The 14,577-nt window shown below is 67.5% G+C and carries 15 protein-coding genes; 4 read left to right on the top strand and 11 right to left on the bottom strand.

Annotated features, from left to right (window positions below; all coding sequences use genetic code 11):
• Positions 1–174: 174 nt before the first annotated feature.
• A complete protein-coding gene (locus ACZ5IK_RS15910; protein ID WP_465488319.1) occupies positions 175–1,302 on the top strand; it encodes an AAA family ATPase in 1,128 nt (375 codons plus the stop codon).
• Positions 1,295–1,954 carry a DUF4276 family protein gene (locus tag ACZ5IK_RS15905; RefSeq protein WP_465488318.1) on the top strand — a complete coding sequence of 220 codons (660 nt, stop codon included), beginning with the start codon at positions 1,295–1,297 and terminating at the stop codon, positions 1,952–1,954. The genes ACZ5IK_RS15910 and ACZ5IK_RS15905 overlap by 8 nt, the downstream gene beginning before the upstream one ends.
• Positions 1,955–2,035: 81 nt before the next feature.
• Here ACZ5IK_RS15905 and ACZ5IK_RS15900 read toward each other — a convergent pair whose 3' ends face one another.
• The 8 genes from ACZ5IK_RS15900 to ACZ5IK_RS15865 are packed head-to-tail and all read right to left on the bottom strand — an operon-like array spanning position 2,036 to position 10,350.
• The gene (locus tag ACZ5IK_RS15900; protein ID WP_465488317.1) at positions 2,036–3,415 is read right to left on the bottom strand and encodes an amidase; all 1,380 of its coding nucleotides are present in this window, start codon (positions 3,413–3,415) and stop codon (positions 2,036–2,038) included.
• A 12-nt stretch (positions 3,416–3,427) separates the two neighbouring features.
• Positions 3,428–4,186 carry an SDR family NAD(P)-dependent oxidoreductase gene (locus ACZ5IK_RS15895; protein ID WP_465488316.1) on the bottom strand — a complete coding sequence of 253 codons (759 nt, stop codon included), beginning with the start codon at positions 4,184–4,186 and terminating at the stop codon, positions 3,428–3,430.
• Entirely contained in the window at positions 4,183–5,604 is a 1,422-nt protein-coding gene (locus tag ACZ5IK_RS15890; protein WP_465488315.1) for an aldehyde dehydrogenase family protein, read from the bottom strand. Before ACZ5IK_RS15890 ends, ACZ5IK_RS15895 begins: the two co-directional genes overlap by 4 nt.
• Positions 5,597–6,367 carry an ABC transporter ATP-binding protein gene (locus ACZ5IK_RS15885; RefSeq protein WP_174720488.1) on the bottom strand — a complete coding sequence of 257 codons (771 nt, stop codon included), beginning with the start codon at positions 6,365–6,367 and terminating at the stop codon, positions 5,597–5,599. The genes ACZ5IK_RS15890 and ACZ5IK_RS15885 overlap by 8 nt, the downstream gene beginning before the upstream one ends.
• Positions 6,364–7,110 carry an ABC transporter ATP-binding protein gene (locus ACZ5IK_RS15880; RefSeq protein WP_465488314.1) on the bottom strand — a complete coding sequence of 249 codons (747 nt, stop codon included), beginning with the start codon at positions 7,108–7,110 and terminating at the stop codon, positions 6,364–6,366. The genes ACZ5IK_RS15885 and ACZ5IK_RS15880 overlap by 4 nt, the downstream gene beginning before the upstream one ends.
• A complete protein-coding gene (locus ACZ5IK_RS15875; protein WP_465488313.1) occupies positions 7,107–7,919 on the bottom strand; it encodes an ABC transporter permease in 813 nt (270 codons plus the stop codon). Before ACZ5IK_RS15875 ends, ACZ5IK_RS15880 begins: the two co-directional genes overlap by 4 nt.
• Positions 7,919–8,863 carry an ABC transporter permease gene (locus ACZ5IK_RS15870; protein ID WP_465488312.1) on the bottom strand — a complete coding sequence of 315 codons (945 nt, stop codon included), beginning with the start codon at positions 8,861–8,863 and terminating at the stop codon, positions 7,919–7,921. The genes ACZ5IK_RS15875 and ACZ5IK_RS15870 overlap by 1 nt, the downstream gene beginning before the upstream one ends.
• Positions 8,860–10,350 carry an ABC transporter substrate-binding protein gene (locus tag ACZ5IK_RS15865; RefSeq protein ID WP_465488311.1) on the bottom strand — a complete coding sequence of 497 codons (1,491 nt, stop codon included), beginning with the start codon at positions 10,348–10,350 and terminating at the stop codon, positions 8,860–8,862. The genes ACZ5IK_RS15870 and ACZ5IK_RS15865 overlap by 4 nt, the downstream gene beginning before the upstream one ends.
• 60 nt (positions 10,351–10,410) lie before the next feature.
• Here ACZ5IK_RS15865 and ACZ5IK_RS15860 point away from each other — a divergent pair, with 60 nt between their 5' ends.
• Together ACZ5IK_RS15860 and ACZ5IK_RS15855 are read left to right on the top strand one after the other, a co-directional pair.
• On the top strand, positions 10,411–11,154 hold the full coding sequence (locus tag ACZ5IK_RS15860; RefSeq protein ID WP_465488310.1) for a FadR/GntR family transcriptional regulator: 744 nt from the start codon (positions 10,411–10,413) through the stop codon (positions 11,152–11,154).
• Between the two features lie 54 nt (positions 11,155–11,208).
• The gene (locus tag ACZ5IK_RS15855) at positions 11,209–12,255 is read left to right on the top strand and encodes a patatin-like phospholipase family protein (RefSeq protein ID WP_465488309.1); all 1,047 of its coding nucleotides are present in this window, start codon (positions 11,209–11,211) and stop codon (positions 12,253–12,255) included.
• 252 nt (positions 12,256–12,507) lie between these two features.
• On the opposite strand, the gene ACZ5IK_RS15850 is transcribed toward ACZ5IK_RS15855, so the two are convergent.
• The 3 genes from ACZ5IK_RS15850 to ACZ5IK_RS15840 form a co-directional block, all read right to left on the bottom strand.
• Positions 12,508–13,107 (bottom strand): class F sortase, encoded by a 600-nt coding sequence (locus ACZ5IK_RS15850; protein WP_465488308.1) that lies wholly within the window; start codon positions 13,105–13,107, stop codon positions 12,508–12,510.
• A gap of 3 nt (positions 13,108–13,110) precedes the next feature.
• Positions 13,111–13,776 (bottom strand): hypothetical protein, encoded by a 666-nt coding sequence (locus tag ACZ5IK_RS15845; RefSeq protein ID WP_465488307.1) that lies wholly within the window; start codon positions 13,774–13,776, stop codon positions 13,111–13,113.
• A gap of 451 nt (positions 13,777–14,227) precedes the next feature.
• Positions 14,228–14,560, bottom strand: coding sequence for a hypothetical protein (locus ACZ5IK_RS15840; protein ID WP_465488306.1), 333 nt, complete (start codon positions 14,558–14,560; stop codon positions 14,228–14,230).
• Between the last annotated feature and the right edge of the window lie 17 nt (positions 14,561–14,577).

Here is a 14,577-nt window from a genome sequence, read left to right as displayed (position 1 = left end):
CGCCACCAGATACGACAAACTCGCCGTCCGCTACGACACCACCGTCACCATCGCCGCGATCAACGAATGGCTCTGACATCTGAAACAGGCCCTAGAGGACTAGTTGCGGGGGGCTGTGACTTGCACGAACGAGCGAATCATCAACTTTTTGGGACGATTGCCTAAGCTGTGCTCATGACTGGCCAGCAGCTGACGTCGATCGAGATCGAGGGCTTCACCTCGATCCGGTCGGCGCGCGTCGAACTGGGCGCGATGAACGTGCTGATCGGCGCGAACGGCGCGGGCAAGAGCAACTTCGTCCAGGCCTTCGAGTTGCTGGGCCGGATCAGCGAGGACCTGCTGAACCTGTTCGTCGGCCGCAACGGCGGTGCTTCGGCACTGATCAACGACGCCGTCGACACCCTGCGGATCAGCCTGAAACTGGACGCGCCACCCAACAGTTACCAAGCTCATCTGGCCGCGGCGCCCGGCGAAGAGCTGATCTTCGACGAAGAAGTGATCTCGTACCACGGCCCCGGCCATGAACAGCCCTGGACGAAATCGATCGGACGCGGGCACCGAGAGAGTCGCCTCAACGACGCGGCAGACGAGCGTGGGGCGAATTCGGTGGCTTCGCACATCATCGAGCTTCTTCAAGGTTGCCGCGTCTACCACTTCCACGACACCAGCGTCGACGCGCCGGTCAAGCGGCTGGCTCCGACCGCGGACGATCTCGCGCTGCGTGCGGATGCCGGGAACATCGCCGCGGTCCTGTTGCGACTACGGGACAGCTCGGACCGGGCGGAGAAGGTCGCGTATCGCCGGATCGTCGGCGCGATCCGGATCGTCGCCCCTTTCTTTCGCGACTTCGTGCTCCAGCCGGACAGCACCGACCGCATCCTGCTTCGCTGGCAGCGACAGAATTCGGAAACCATCTTCTCGGCGAATCAGATGTCCGACGGAACACTGCGTTTCGTCTGCCTGGCCACGTTGTTGCTTCAACCGGAGCTTCCGGCCCTCGTCGTGCTGGACGAACCGGAACTCGGATTGCATCCGGTGGCCATCGTCCAGCTGGCGGACATGTTGCGCTTGGCCTCGACTCGCAGTCAGGTTTTGATAGCGACCCAGTCGGTGACGTTGATGAACCAATTCTCGGCCGAGGACCTGATCGTCGTCGAACAGCGAGATGGGAATTCGGTCTTCACCCGGCCGAACAAAGCGGCCCTGGAGAACTGGCTCGACGAGTACTCGCTCGGCGAACTCTGGGAGAAGAACATCATCGGCGGTCAGCCGGGATCGCTGGGCAGCGTTCTCGATGCCTGATCAAAAGCGTCTGCACCTGTTGGTGGAAGGCCAGACCGAGGCGACCGTCGTCCGTGATGTGCTCTCCGGTCATCTTCAACGCCAAGGCTGGTTCGTCACCTACTCGACGGTTCGCACCCATACCTCGTCCAAGACCTATCGAGGCGGCGTCACATCGTGGCCGAAGCTGCGGCGGGAGATCAAGGAACTGCTCGCCAGCGCACACCTCACCACTCTGACGACACTGTTCGACTACTACGGCTTCCCCGCTGACGCGCCGGGAATGGCCACCCGTCCGACGGGAGCCGCCTCCGCCAAGGTCGAATACGTCGAGGAGGCGTTGAAAGCCGATATCGACGACCGTCGGTTCGTCCCCCATCTCGTGCAACACGAGTTGGAGTCCTGGGTGTTCTCCGCCGGAGACCAGCTCGCCGACCTGCGCGACGACCCCGCGGTGGCCGAGCGGATCAAGCAAGACTGCGCCGAAGCCGGTGGACCGGAACTCGTCAACGACGACCCGAAGAACGCGCCCTCGAAACGCCTCGCCAGGTATTGCCCCGGTTACTTGAAGACCCTCGAAGGACCGCTGGCGATCGCCGACCTGGGCATCGAGGGCTTGGCGGCCCAGTGCCCACACTTCGCCGCCTGGCTGGAGAAGCTCAGCGCTCGCTGAGGCGATCGGCACCTGACCGCATTTCGTCCTCTAGTTGCGGTAGATGCGTGTGCAAGTACCGCAACTAGAGGACGAAATGCGTCAGGGCCAGGGGCGTGGAGTGGGGCGAAGGGTTTCGTAGGCGGCAGCGGCGCGAAGGACGTCTAGGTCGGCGAAGCGGCGGCCGCTGATCTGGAGGCCGACGGGCTGGTCGTCGCTCGTGTGGCCGCAGTTGATCGAGACCGCGGGCTGGCCGGACATGTTGTACGGCACGGTGAACGCGATGTGCTCGAACGGGCGGCGCGGGTCGTTGGTCGGCGAAGGCCACTCGGCGGGCGGGGCCGAGACCGGGCAGGTCGGTGACAGGACGACGTCGAAGCGTTCGGTCTCGCGCAGGGTCGCGACGGCGATCGCGTCGATCTGCGCGAAGCCGCGATAGGCGTCGACACCGCTGACGTCGGCGCCGCCGGCGGCCCAGTCGGCGATGTACGGCAGGACCTTCGCACGGCGTTCTTCGGGCAGCGTCGACATGTCCGACCAGGCGCGGACGCGCCAGAAGGTGTCGAGTCCGTCGAGCATTTCGCGGCGCAGGAACGGCGAAACCGGCTCCACCACCGCGCCCGCGGTTTCGAACAGCCGCGCGGCTTCGGTGACAGCGCTGATCGTCTCGGGCGAGACCGGGAGTCCGACGCCCGGATCGAGGTGCAGTCCGATCCGCAGGCCCTTGACGTCGGCCGACAGCGAAGTCCAATCGAGCGAAGACGGCGGCAGCGAGAGGTGATCGCGACCGTCCACACCGGACAGAACGCTCATCAGCAGCGCGGTGTCGGCCACGGTCCGCGTCATCGGCCCGGCGACGCGGCCGAGGAACGGCGGATCCACCGGCACCCGGCCGAAACTCGGCTTCAGCCCGACCAGGCCACACCATCCGGCGGGCAACCGGATCGAGCCGCCGATGTCGGTACCGACGTGCAGCGGGCCGTAACCCGCGGCGGCCGCCGAGCCGGCACCGGCACTGGAACCGCCAGGAGTGCGTGTGGTGTCCCACGGATTCCGCGACGCGGTGTGGAAACTCGACAGCCCGGACGTCAGCATCCCGTAGTCCGGCATCGTCGTCTTGCCCAGCAGGACACCGCCGGACTCGCGCACGCGAGCGCCCGCCGGGGCGTCTTCGGGCGCGGGAACGAGCGAAGAAGCGGCCGTGCCGAGCGGGACCGGCGTGCCGCGGGTCGCGATGTTCTCCTTGAGGGTCAAGGGAACGCCGTCGATCGGGCCGAGTGGTTCTCCGGCGTGCCAGCGGCTTTCGGACGCCTTCGCGTCTTCACGCGCGCCGCTCGGGTCGTACGCGTACAGCGCGTGCAGTTCGGGTTCACGCGCCTCGACACGGGCGAGGACCGCTTCGGTGACCTCGACCGGCGACAGCGTTTTAGCGCGGTACTCGGCGACCAGTTCGACGGCGGTCAGGTCGGGCAACTCCGGCACGGCAAAGACTCCTTACGTCGCGGGCGGTTCGAAGCGGCCGTCGACCGCGGTCCAGCCGCCGTCCACCGCCAGCACGGAGCCGGTCACGAACGACGACGCGTCCGAGGCGAGGTAGACGACGGCGCCCGCGAGTTCGTCCGGACGCGCCCAGCGGCCGAGGGCGCCCTTGGTCGCGTAGGCGTCGTACCAGGCCGGATTCGCCTTGATCTGCGCGGTGAGCGGGGTTTCGACGACGCCGGGCGCGATCGCGTTGACCCGCACCCCCGCCGGGCCGAATTCCGCCGCGGCCGTGCGGAAAAGCTGGACGAGACCGGCTTTCGTCGCCGCGTACGGCCCCTGACCGGGCTCGACGGTCGTGCCGCGGATCGAGGAGAACCCGATGATGCTGCCCCGCCCTCGCTCGACCATGCCCGCACCGAACGCGCGGACGACCTCGAAGGTCGCGCCGAGGTTCAGCGCGATCACCCGGTCGAATTCCTCGCGCGAGTACTCCAGCAGCCGTTTGCGCACGTTGGTCGCGGCGGTCAGCACGACGACGTCGAGCTCGCCGAGTTCGGCGGCCGCCCGTGCGGCAGCGCCGGATTCGAGCAGGTCGATCTCGTACGCCTCCCCCGCGCCGGTTTCCTTGGCCGAGTCGACGTCGCGGTCCGCGACGATCACTTCGGCACCGTGCGCGGCCAGCGCCTTCGCGGCTTCGCGACCGATCCCGCTTCCTCCGCCGAGCACCACGGCCCGCCGCCCGTCGAGCCGGAACAGGTTGTCGTAACTCAAGGTCGCAGCACCGCCATCCTCGTCACGGTCAGTTCTTCGACCGCGAACCGCGGCCCTTCCCGCCCGATCCCGGAGTCCTTCACGCCGCCGTACGGCATGGTGTCGGACCGGAAACCGGGCACCTCGTTGACCACCACGCCGCCGACGTCGAGCTCGTCGAGCGCACGGAACGCGGTCTTCAACGACGTGCTGAACACAGAAGCGTGCAAGCCGTAGCGCGACGCGTTGACCGCCTCAAACGCTTCATCCACAGAGGACACTCGACGGATGCAGACGACCGGGCCGAAGATCTCCTCGTCCCAGCATTCGAGGCCGTCGGGCACGTCGAGCAGCACCGTCGGCCGCAGCACGGTGCCGTCGACACCGCCACCGAACAACCGCGCCCCCGCCGAAGTCGCCTTGCCGACCCACTCCTGCACGCGCCTGGTCGATCCGGGGTCGATCAGCGCCGAGACCCGCGTCTTCTCGTCGCGGGGATCACCGGCGACGACCTCGCCGAGCCTGGCCAGCACACGTTCGGTGAACTCCTCGGCGACGGCGTCGACGACCAGCACCCGCTGCACCGAGATGCACGCCTGGCCGGACGCGTAGAACCCGCCACGCAGCACGGCGTCCGCGGCCGCGTCGAGATCGGCGTCCTCCGCGACCACCAGCGCGGCGTTGGAACCCAGCTCCAGCAACGTCTTCGTGGGTGCGGCGTCGCGCGCGATCCGGTGCCCGACCAGCGCGGATCCGGTGAACGACACCGCGCCCACCCGCCTGTCCGTGGTCAGCGCCGAGCCGACGGCCGCGTCCCCGGTGACCAGCTGGACCATCGCGGGCAGATCGGTCAGCGAGCGCACGAGGTGCACGAGCCACAACGTCGCGAGCGGCGTCTGCGGCGCGGGTTTCACCACCACCGGGCAGCCCGCGGCGATGGCGGGCGCGATCTTGTGCGACGCCAGGAGCAGCGGATAGTTGAACCCGGCGATCCCGACGACGACACCGATCGGCTTGCGTTTCCAGAATCCGACCAGGCCGTCGCCGGACGGCAGCAGATCGAGGGGCACTGTCTCGCCGTGCAGCCGCGAGACCTCTTCGGCGGCGGCCTGCCAGGTGACGATCGTGCGGGCGACCTCGACGCGGCAATCCACCAGCGGCTTGCCGGTCTCCAGGACCAGAAGCCGCTCGAAGTCCTCGCGGCGGGCTTCCAGAGCCGCGGCGACGTCGTTCAAAAGCGTGCGCCGGGCACGCGAAGGCAAGGCCGCGACCTGCTTGAACACCGCGACGGCCGCGTCGATCGCCCGCGTAGCCAGCTCCGGCGTCCCGACCGGCGCCCGGCCGATCTCGCTCCCGTCGTACGGGAACGTCACCGGCTCGGTGTCCACAGTGGACACCCAGCCGTCGCCGATCGGCAGTCCCTCCGGGTACTCAAGCATCGTCGCCTCCCCGCAACCTCGTCAGTTCGGCGCGCAGATTCGGCGCGGCCGCCAGCAACTCCCTGGTGTATTCGTGCTCCGGCGCGTCGTAGACCTGGTCGACGTCGCCCATCTCGACGATCTCCCCGCGCCGCATCACCGCGACCCGGTCGCATACGTGCCGCACCACGCCGAGATCGTGCGAGACGAAGATCAGCGTCAGCGAATACAGCTCGACCAGCGACGCGAGCAGGTCGAGGATCTGCTTCCGCACCGAGACGTCGAGCGCGCTCACCGGCTCGTCCGCGATGAGAACGCTCGGATTCGGCGCGAGCGCTCGCGCGATCGAGATGCGTTGCCGTTGCCCGCCGGAGAACTGGTGCGGATACCGGCCGGCGGCGTCTTCGGGCAGGCCGACGGCTTTCAGCAGCTCGGAAACCCGTGCTGGATCCCGGCGCCCCAAAGGCTCGGAGATGATGTCGCGTACCCGCATCCGCGGATCGAGCGAGCCCATCGGATCCTGGAAGACGATCTGCAGTTCCGACCGCAGGAAACCGAGTTTCCGTTCGGGCAGGGTGTCGACGCGCTTGCCCTGGAACGAGACGCTGCCCGCGGTCGGCTTGTCCAACGCGGCCAGCAATCTGACCAAGGTGGACTTCCCCGAGCCCGACTCTCCGACGATCCCGAACCGTTGACCAGCCTCGACGTCGAACGAGACGCCGCGCAACGCATGGACATCGCGCCGCGTGTAGCGGCGTTCGAGGTCCCGCACTTCGATCATCATCGGCTCGCCTCCAGATCCGAAGCGGCCAAAAGCTTCCGCGTGTACTCGTGCTTCGGCGCGGTGAGGACGTCGCGGGTGGTGCCGGCCTCGACGATCTCGCCGTCCAGCATCACGAGCACCCGCTCGCACACCGACGCCACCACGGCGAGGTCGTGCGTAATGAACAGCAGCGCGCTCTCCCGCTCGCGGACGCCGTCGAGGATCAGTTCGAGGATCTGCGCCTGCACGGTGACGTCCAGCGCGGTCGTCGGCTCGTCGCAGATCAACAGCTTCGGATCGTTGGCCAGCGCGATCGCGAGGACGACGCGTTGCCGTTGCCCGCCGGACAGCTGATGCGGATACGCGCGGAAAGTCCCTGGCAGGCCGACGGAATCCAGCAACGCCTCCGCCGCAGCGCGGTGATTCCCGCGATCGCGGTGGATCCGCATCGGCTCGGCCACCTGCGCGCCGACCCGCATCGCCGGGTTCAGCGCGGTCATCGGTTCCTGGAACACCATCGACAGTTCGTTGCCGCGCAGCCGCGACAGTTCCTTCTCCGGCGCGGTCAGCAACTCGCGACCGTCGAGCTTCACCGAGCCGGACGCGGCGAGTTCTTCGGGCAGCAGCCCCATGATCGACAACGCCGTCAACGACTTCCCCGAACCGGACTCGCCGATCAACCCGACGCGCTCACCACGCGCGATGTCGAACGAGACGCCGCGGACCAGGTCACCGATGCCGAGGCCGTGGACTTCGAGGGTCATAGCCGCGCCGCCAATCGGGGATCGAGACGATCGCGGAGGCCGTCACCGAGCAGGTTGAACCCGAGGACGGCGATGGCGATCGCGACGCCGGGCACGAGCGCGAGCCGAGGGTGCAGGGTCAGGAACACCTGGGATTCCTGCAGCATCCGGCCCCACGACGGCGTCGGCGGCCGCGTGCCGAACCCGAGGAACGACAACGCCGCTTCCGCGAGCACGGCGATCGCGAACGACACGGACGCCTGCACGATCAGCATTCCGGAGATGTTCGGCAGCACGTGCCGCGCGGCGATGTTCAGCCGCGAGCGACCGGCAGACCGCGCGGCCAGCACGAATTCGCTGCTCATCACCTGCAGCGTCCCGGAACGCGCGATCCGCGCGAAGGACGGGATGGTCGCGATGCCGATCGCCACCATCGCGGTCAGCGTGTCGGCCCCGAACACCGCGCCGAACATGATCGCCAGCAGCAACGCGGGGAACGCGAGCAGGAGATCGTTGACGCGCATGACGAACTCACCGAGCCACCGCGACGACATCCCGGCGAGGATGCCCAGCGGCGTCCCGATCAGCGCGGCGATCCCGACCGCGACCACGCCGACGTACAACGTGGTCCGCGCGCCGACCATGAGCTGGCTGAGCACGTCACGGCCGAAACTGTCGGTGCCCAACAGGTTGGCGCCGCTGAAGTCGTGCAGCCGGTGTGCCGCGTCGACCTTCACCGGATCGAACGGCGTCCAGACGAACGAAAGCAGTGCGGCGAGCACGATCAGCGCGACCAGGACACCGCCGATCACGAGACTGCGGTTGCGCATCAGGAACCCCGCAATCTCGGGTCGAGCACCGTGTAGAGGACATCGACCACGAAGTTCACCAGCAGTACGCCGACCACCAAGACCAGCACGATCCCCTGCACGGACAGCAGATCCCGCGAAGCCACCGAGTCGAGCAGCATGCTGCCCAGCCCCGGCAGGACGAACACGCGCTCGACGACGACGGCGCCGATCAGCAGCGTCGCCAGTTGCAGGCCGAGCACCGTCACCACCGGCACGGCGGCGTTGCGGAGACCGTGCCGGAACAACGCCTGGAAGGGCCTGAGCCCTTTGGACCGAGCGGTGCGCAGATAGTCCTGCCCGAGCGTGTCGAGCACGGCGGACCGCACGTACCGCGTGAGCACCGCGCCCTGCACCAAACCGAGGGACAACGCGGGCAGGACGAGGCCGCGGAGGAATTCGCCGGGATCCTGCACCGGCGGCGTCCAGCCACCGGAAGGCAGCCAGCGCAACTGCACCGCGAAGATCTGCACGAGGATGATGCCCGCGAGGAACGCGGGGATCGCGACGCCGATCTGCGAGAGCCCGGAAACCGCGGCGCCGCCCGCCTTCCGGTGCCGCACGGCGGCGAACGTCCCCGCCGGGACGGCGATCAGCAACGCCACCAGCATCCCGGCCCCGACCAGCCACAACGTGACTCCGAGCCGGTCGGTCAGCGCCGGCCCGATCTCCTCGCGGGTGACGTAGGAACGGCCGAAGTCGCCGTGCAGGACACCGCCGATCCAGTCGAAGTACTGCGTCGTCAACGGCCGGTCGATACCGAATTCCGCGCGCGTCTTCGCGACCAGCTCCGGCGTCGCGTTGACGCCGAGCGCGACCTGCGCCGGATCGCCGGGCAGGACGGCCATGAACAGGAAGACCACGATGGACGCGACCAGCACACTGGCCACGAGGATCGCCAGACGGCGCACGATCTTGATCGTCATCGCGGCGCCAATCCCGTGAGATCGAAGGACTCACTGACCTGGTTGCGCACGAACCCGGTCACCTTCTCCTTCGCCACGATCACGTTGGGGAACAAGAAGAGCCAGTCCGCGGCGGCGTCTTCGGACAGCTGCCGCGCGACCCGCCGCATCGCGTCGACCTGCTCCTGGGGCGTTCCGGCGTCGGCCTTCGCCAAGTCCTGCTGGACCGGCTTGCCGTCGTAACCCCAGTAGTACTTCGGCTTGCCGAAGGTGACGATGTCGCGCGCCTCGACGTGCTGGATGATCGACAGGTCGTAGTCGCGGTCGGTGAAGACCTGCTTGAGCCACACCGCCGGGAAGTCCAGCGGCTCGATCGTCACCGTGACCCCGACGTCCGCCAGTTGCGACGCCACCACCTGCGCGGCCGAGACGGCGTACGGCAGGTTGGGAATCCTCAAGCGCAGCGACGGATTCGGCTGTCCTGCTTCGGCGAGCAGCGCTTTCGCCTTCGCGGGGTCGAACGGATACGCGTTCGACAGGTCCTCGTACCAGGGATCCGTCGGCGGGACCATGCTGCCGATGAGCGTGCCTCGCCCGGCCCAGGCCGTGTCCAGCAACGCCTTCCGGTCGATCGCGTAGGACAGCGCGCGCCGCACGCGGACGTCGTTCAGCGGCGGGCGGGCGTTGTTGAACGCGAGCGTGACCTCGCTGTTCGTCGTGCCCTCGACGACGGTGAAGCGGTCGTCGCCCTGGAACTGCGGGATCGAATCCGGCACGGTGATCGCGGAGATGACGTCGATGCCGTTGCTGAGCAAGGCGTTGTTGAGCGCCGTCGGATCCTTGATGTACTTGAGGACCACCGTGGAGTACGCCGGTTTCCGGCCCCAGTACGCCGGATTCTCCTTGAGCACGATGGAATCACCGCGCCTGCGCGAGGACACCGTGAACGGCCCGGTGCCGACCGGTTTGTTCGCCAGATCCGCGACGCCGGTGGGGCTGAACATCGCGCCGAGCCTGCTGGTGAGGCTGAACAGCCAGCCGTTGCTGGGTTTCGTGAGCACGACCCGCGCGTGGTCCGGCGCGACGACGTCGACCCGCTCGACGACGTCCATTGTGGACTTGATCGACACGGTCCACTCGGTCTTCACACGCATCAAGGAGAACTTGACGTCCTCGGCCGTGAAGGGCGCGCCGTTGCTGAACTTCGCGTCCTCGCGCAGCTTGAAGTCGTAGGTCTTGCGGTCTGCCGAGACGGTCCACGATTCGGCCAGCAGCGGCACGATCTTCCCGTCCGCGTCGAGTTTCACCAGGCCCTCGTAGACGTTGTAGAGCAAGGCCTGCGGGATGGCGGCGCCGTCGGTGCGGGTGAAGTCGAAGTTCGCGGGTTCGGCGGTGTAGCCGACCGCGAGGGTGCCGGGGCCTTGAGCGACCGTGGCACTCGAACCGGCGGAGCAGCCGGACGTCACCAGCAGCAACGCGAGTGCCGCCGCGTGGATCCGGACTTTCATCCTGCCCCCTGACCGGTAGACTGGTCTGACCAGTAAACCAGACGAGACGGCAGGGTCAAGATGGAATTCGAGCCGGTCGCCCCTGTCCGCGCGTACCAGCGCGTCGTCGAACAGATCGAGGAAGCCGTGTTCAGCGGCCGGATCAAACCCGGCGACCGGCTGCCGAGCGAACGCGAACTGATGGTCCAGTTCGACGTCGGCCGCTCGACCGTGCGCGAGGCGCTGCGGGTGCTGCAAGCGGCGGAAATGATCCGCTCGCGGCCCGGCGATCCGCGCGGCCCCGAAGTTCTCGCCGCCTCCCCCGCCGTACTGCACCGGTCCATGCACCGGCTGGCGCGCGCCGACCACCTCGGCCTGTCCGAACTCCTGCAGTTCCGCATGATCCTCGACGGTTCCGCACATCTGCTCGCCGCGCAGCTCAGGACCGAAGACCATCTCGCCGAACTGGACGCGGCGCTGGCGGCGATGCGCGCGGGCGTCGCGAAGGGATTCGCCGAATTCAGTCACGCGGACGTCGCGTTCCACGAAGCCATCGCCCGTGCGACAGGGAATCCGTTGCTGGTGATCAGCGGCGAGGTCGTGCGCGGGGTCGTGCTGGAACTCATCGAGGACAAACTGGAGCACGCCGACGACCGGGCGGCGTTGATGCGCAACTGGCTGGCGCATCACGAAGAAGTACTCGGAGCGATCCGGGATTCGGACGGCGAGCGCGCGTCGCGGCTGGCGAAACAGGCGCTCTACGACAACTACGCCGAGTACGTCCCCGAAGAACAACGTCGTCTCTTACAGCCACTTCTTTCGTAACACTCTGTCGCACCGGGCCGACTCACTCCTACACTCGCTCAAGTGGGGGATGCCATGGAGCCTTCAACAGCCCGTAAGGGAGTCGGTCTCGCACTGTCCGGCGGTGGTTATCGCGCGATGTTGTTCCACACCGGAGCCCTGTGGCGGCTCAACGAACTCGGCTGGCTGTCGAAGATCTCGACGTTCTCCAGCGTCTCCGGCGGCTCGATCGCGGCAGGGGTGCTCGCGCACGCGTGGCCGGACCTGAAGTTCGAGAACGGCGCCGCGAACAACTTCTACGACGAGGTCGTCGTGCCGGTCCGGAACCTCGCGCGGACACGGCTCGACATCCCGGTCACCTTGCGTGCCATGGCCATTCCGTGGCGGAGTGCCGGCGAGGAACTCGCGCGGGTGTACGCGAAACACCTGTTCGGCGACTGCTGCCTCAAGGATCTGGACCCGGCGGGACCGCAGTTCGTCTTCACCGCGACGAACCTCCAGGACGGCGCGCTGTGGTGGTTCTTCCGGCAGCACGGGCCGCACGGGAACATCCCGCTCGCGACCGCGGTGGCCGCGTCGTCGGCGTTCCCTCCGATGCTCTCGCCGGTGGTCATCCACGACCCGCTTTCGGCCGAGGCGGGCAAGAAGATCGTGCTGAGCGACGCCGGCGTCTACGACAACCTCGGTCTGGACCCCGTCGAAGGGCAGTGCGCGACGGTGCTGGTCAGCGACGCGGGCAAGCGGATGAAGGTCAAGCAGAAGGTCCCCCGCGATTGGGGGCGGCAACTGTTGCGCGTCCTCGACGTGATCGACAACCAGGTCCGCGAACTGCGACGGGGCGCGTTGCTGAAGTCCTACGTGGAGAAGGCTTTCGCGGGAACGTACTGGGGAACCTACGTCGATCTGGAGAACTTCGAGCTGGAGGATTCGCTGACCGCGCCTGTCGGGCTCACGCACAAGCTGGCGGAAACCCCGACGCGGCTGACGAAGCTGCCGGAAGTGCTGCAGGAGCGGCTGATCAACTGGGGTTACGCGGCTTGTGACGCCGGGATGCGGAAGTGGGTCGAGCCGGAGGCGGCGGCTCCCGCGGGCTTCCCGTTCCCTGCCGCGGGTGTCGGCTGAGTGGTCCCTCAAGTGTCATGAAAGGGGCTTTCAGGACGAAATTCGTCCTGAAAGCCCCTTTCATGACACGCGCGGTGCTCGTCGGGTACGCCGGTCTCCCCAAGGGCGCCCCGCGCCCGACGGAGACTTCACCCGTCGCGCGCCCTCTTTCGGGCCGGAGGCCCACGAAAGCTCGATGAAGGGGCGCCCTCCGCACCACCTTGAGGTGGAAGCGGAACGACGCCCCTTCGGCGTGTTTTCGTCAGCGCGCGATCAAACGAGATTCGCGTAGACGATGATGTTGTCCTTGTAGCTGTGCTCTTCCTTGTCGAAGACACCGCCACAGGTGATCAGCCGCAGCTGCGGCTTGTCCGTGTTGCCGTAGACCGCGTCCTCGGGGAACTGGTCCTTGGGCACCTGGTCCTTCTTCTCGACCACGAACTTCAGGCTCTTGCCGTCGCTGCGGTCGACGAGGATCTCGTCACCCGGGTTGACGTCCTTGAGCTTGAAGAAGATGCCCGGCTGCTTGTTGCCGTCGACGTGCCCGAGCACGATCGCCGGGCCGACGTCGCCGGGCACCGGCGAAAGCTGGTACCAGGCGGCCTGCATCGGCTTCTTGGCCGAAGGGACGGCCATCTTGCCGTCCTTGTTGACCGCGACCGCGATCAGGTTCGACTCCGCGCCGATCTTGGGGATCTTCACGTTCGTCGGCCTGGTGCCGCTGAACGGCTTCGTGACCGGGACGGTCGATTCCGCCGGCGCCTGCTGTGCGGCGGGCGCGGGCTCGTCGGAACCGCAGCCGGTCAGTGCGAGGGAAAGGATCAGGGTGGCCGCGACCGCGCGGCCACCCCGCCTCAGAAACTTCGTCGACATCGATCAGGCCGCGGTGGCGCCGAAACCGGTCTCGATGCCGCCCTTGGGGGCGTACTTGACCTGCTTCTCCGGCTTGCCCGGGGTGCCCGCGCCGCCGCCGATGGGCGACTCGAACTCGATGTCACCCTTGCCCGCCTTGCCGGCGCAGGTCCAGGTGAAGGTGCTGGAGTTGCCCTTGAAGGACTTCTTCACCTTCACGATGTAGACCCAGTAGCGGCCGTCGTCCTCGGCCTGGTTGCTGTACAGGGTGTCGAAGTCCGGAGCCGAAACGGCGGCGGGCTCGCCCGACGCGCAGGCGATGACCAGGGCGCCGACACCGTTCTCGCCGATGTAGCCCGCGCCGACGTTGTCGACGTAGGGCTCCTCCGGCGGGGTGGTCGGCTTCTCCGAGGTGGAGGTCGGCGACGGCTTGCCGGAAGTCGGCTTGCCGCTGCTGCTCGAGGTCGGCTGCTGCGACGACGACGAGGCCGGAGTGCTCGTCTCGGGCGGAGCCGTCGTCACCTTGCCGCCCGTCCACGAAGGCTCGGGTGCCGAGGTGGGCGTCTCGCTCGAAGGGGCGGGAGGCGTGGTCGTCGTTTCGTCCTGCGCCATCGCGGCCGGCGTCACGGCCAGCGAGATGACGGCGCCGGCCAGCACCGCGCCCGCGAGGCGGCCCAACGTCTTCTTCAAAGTGATCTCCCAGTGGAAAGCATCGCAACGCACGGTGACCCCCACCATGCGGCCACCCGGGGGAAAATCCCACGTTCGGGTGACAGCGCGATACTGCCGGAAAATTGCAGGTCAGCTGTAGCGAATAGACAGTGACAAAAACCACTGTGAAAACCGGTAACAACGAGGTGGCCCCGCTCGATACAAGGGCCCGGAAGTCGCTCCACAGTAGGAAAACCTCGCGGCGACGAAGCAATGTTAACACCCGAACGGCCGGAACGGTTGCCATCCGGAAGCATTTTTTCCTCTTCCGCGGAACGCCGCGAAACCACCGTTCTTCTTGGGGAAAAGCCCACTTTCCGCGATTATGCTGCGCTTTGTTACCGGCCGGTTCACACGTTCGGAGTACTCCGCCGTGAAGTACCGACCATCCAAGGGCGGATATCGGTACCCCTCAACACGAAGGTCACGATTAGAGCACCAGGAACAGCGCCACCGCGAGGGACACCGCGCCGAGAAGGCCCGCGACGAACAGCCAGGGCCCCGGCGACGTCCGGTTCCGCACCGCCCGGCCGCCGCCCACCACCGCGACGAGGAGCCCGACGCCGAACCCGATCCCGGGGATGAAGGTGGCGAGCGTCCGGTTCTCGGCGTCACAGGCCCAGATCTCGTCACTCGGACAGGGCGTGGCCGCGAATTCGGCCAGTACGCCCGCCGCGACGATCGCGAGGAACCCGAGCACCAGGAGCCAGAACAGGCCCCACATCAGTTGACCCAGCCGCCGGGGCGCTTTCGTCTCCTCCACGCGCTTCAGGTTAGGGC

It is taken from the genome of Amycolatopsis sp. NPDC031561, from assembly GCF_055580625.1.
This window is presented reverse-complemented; position numbering and strand designations above follow the sequence as displayed.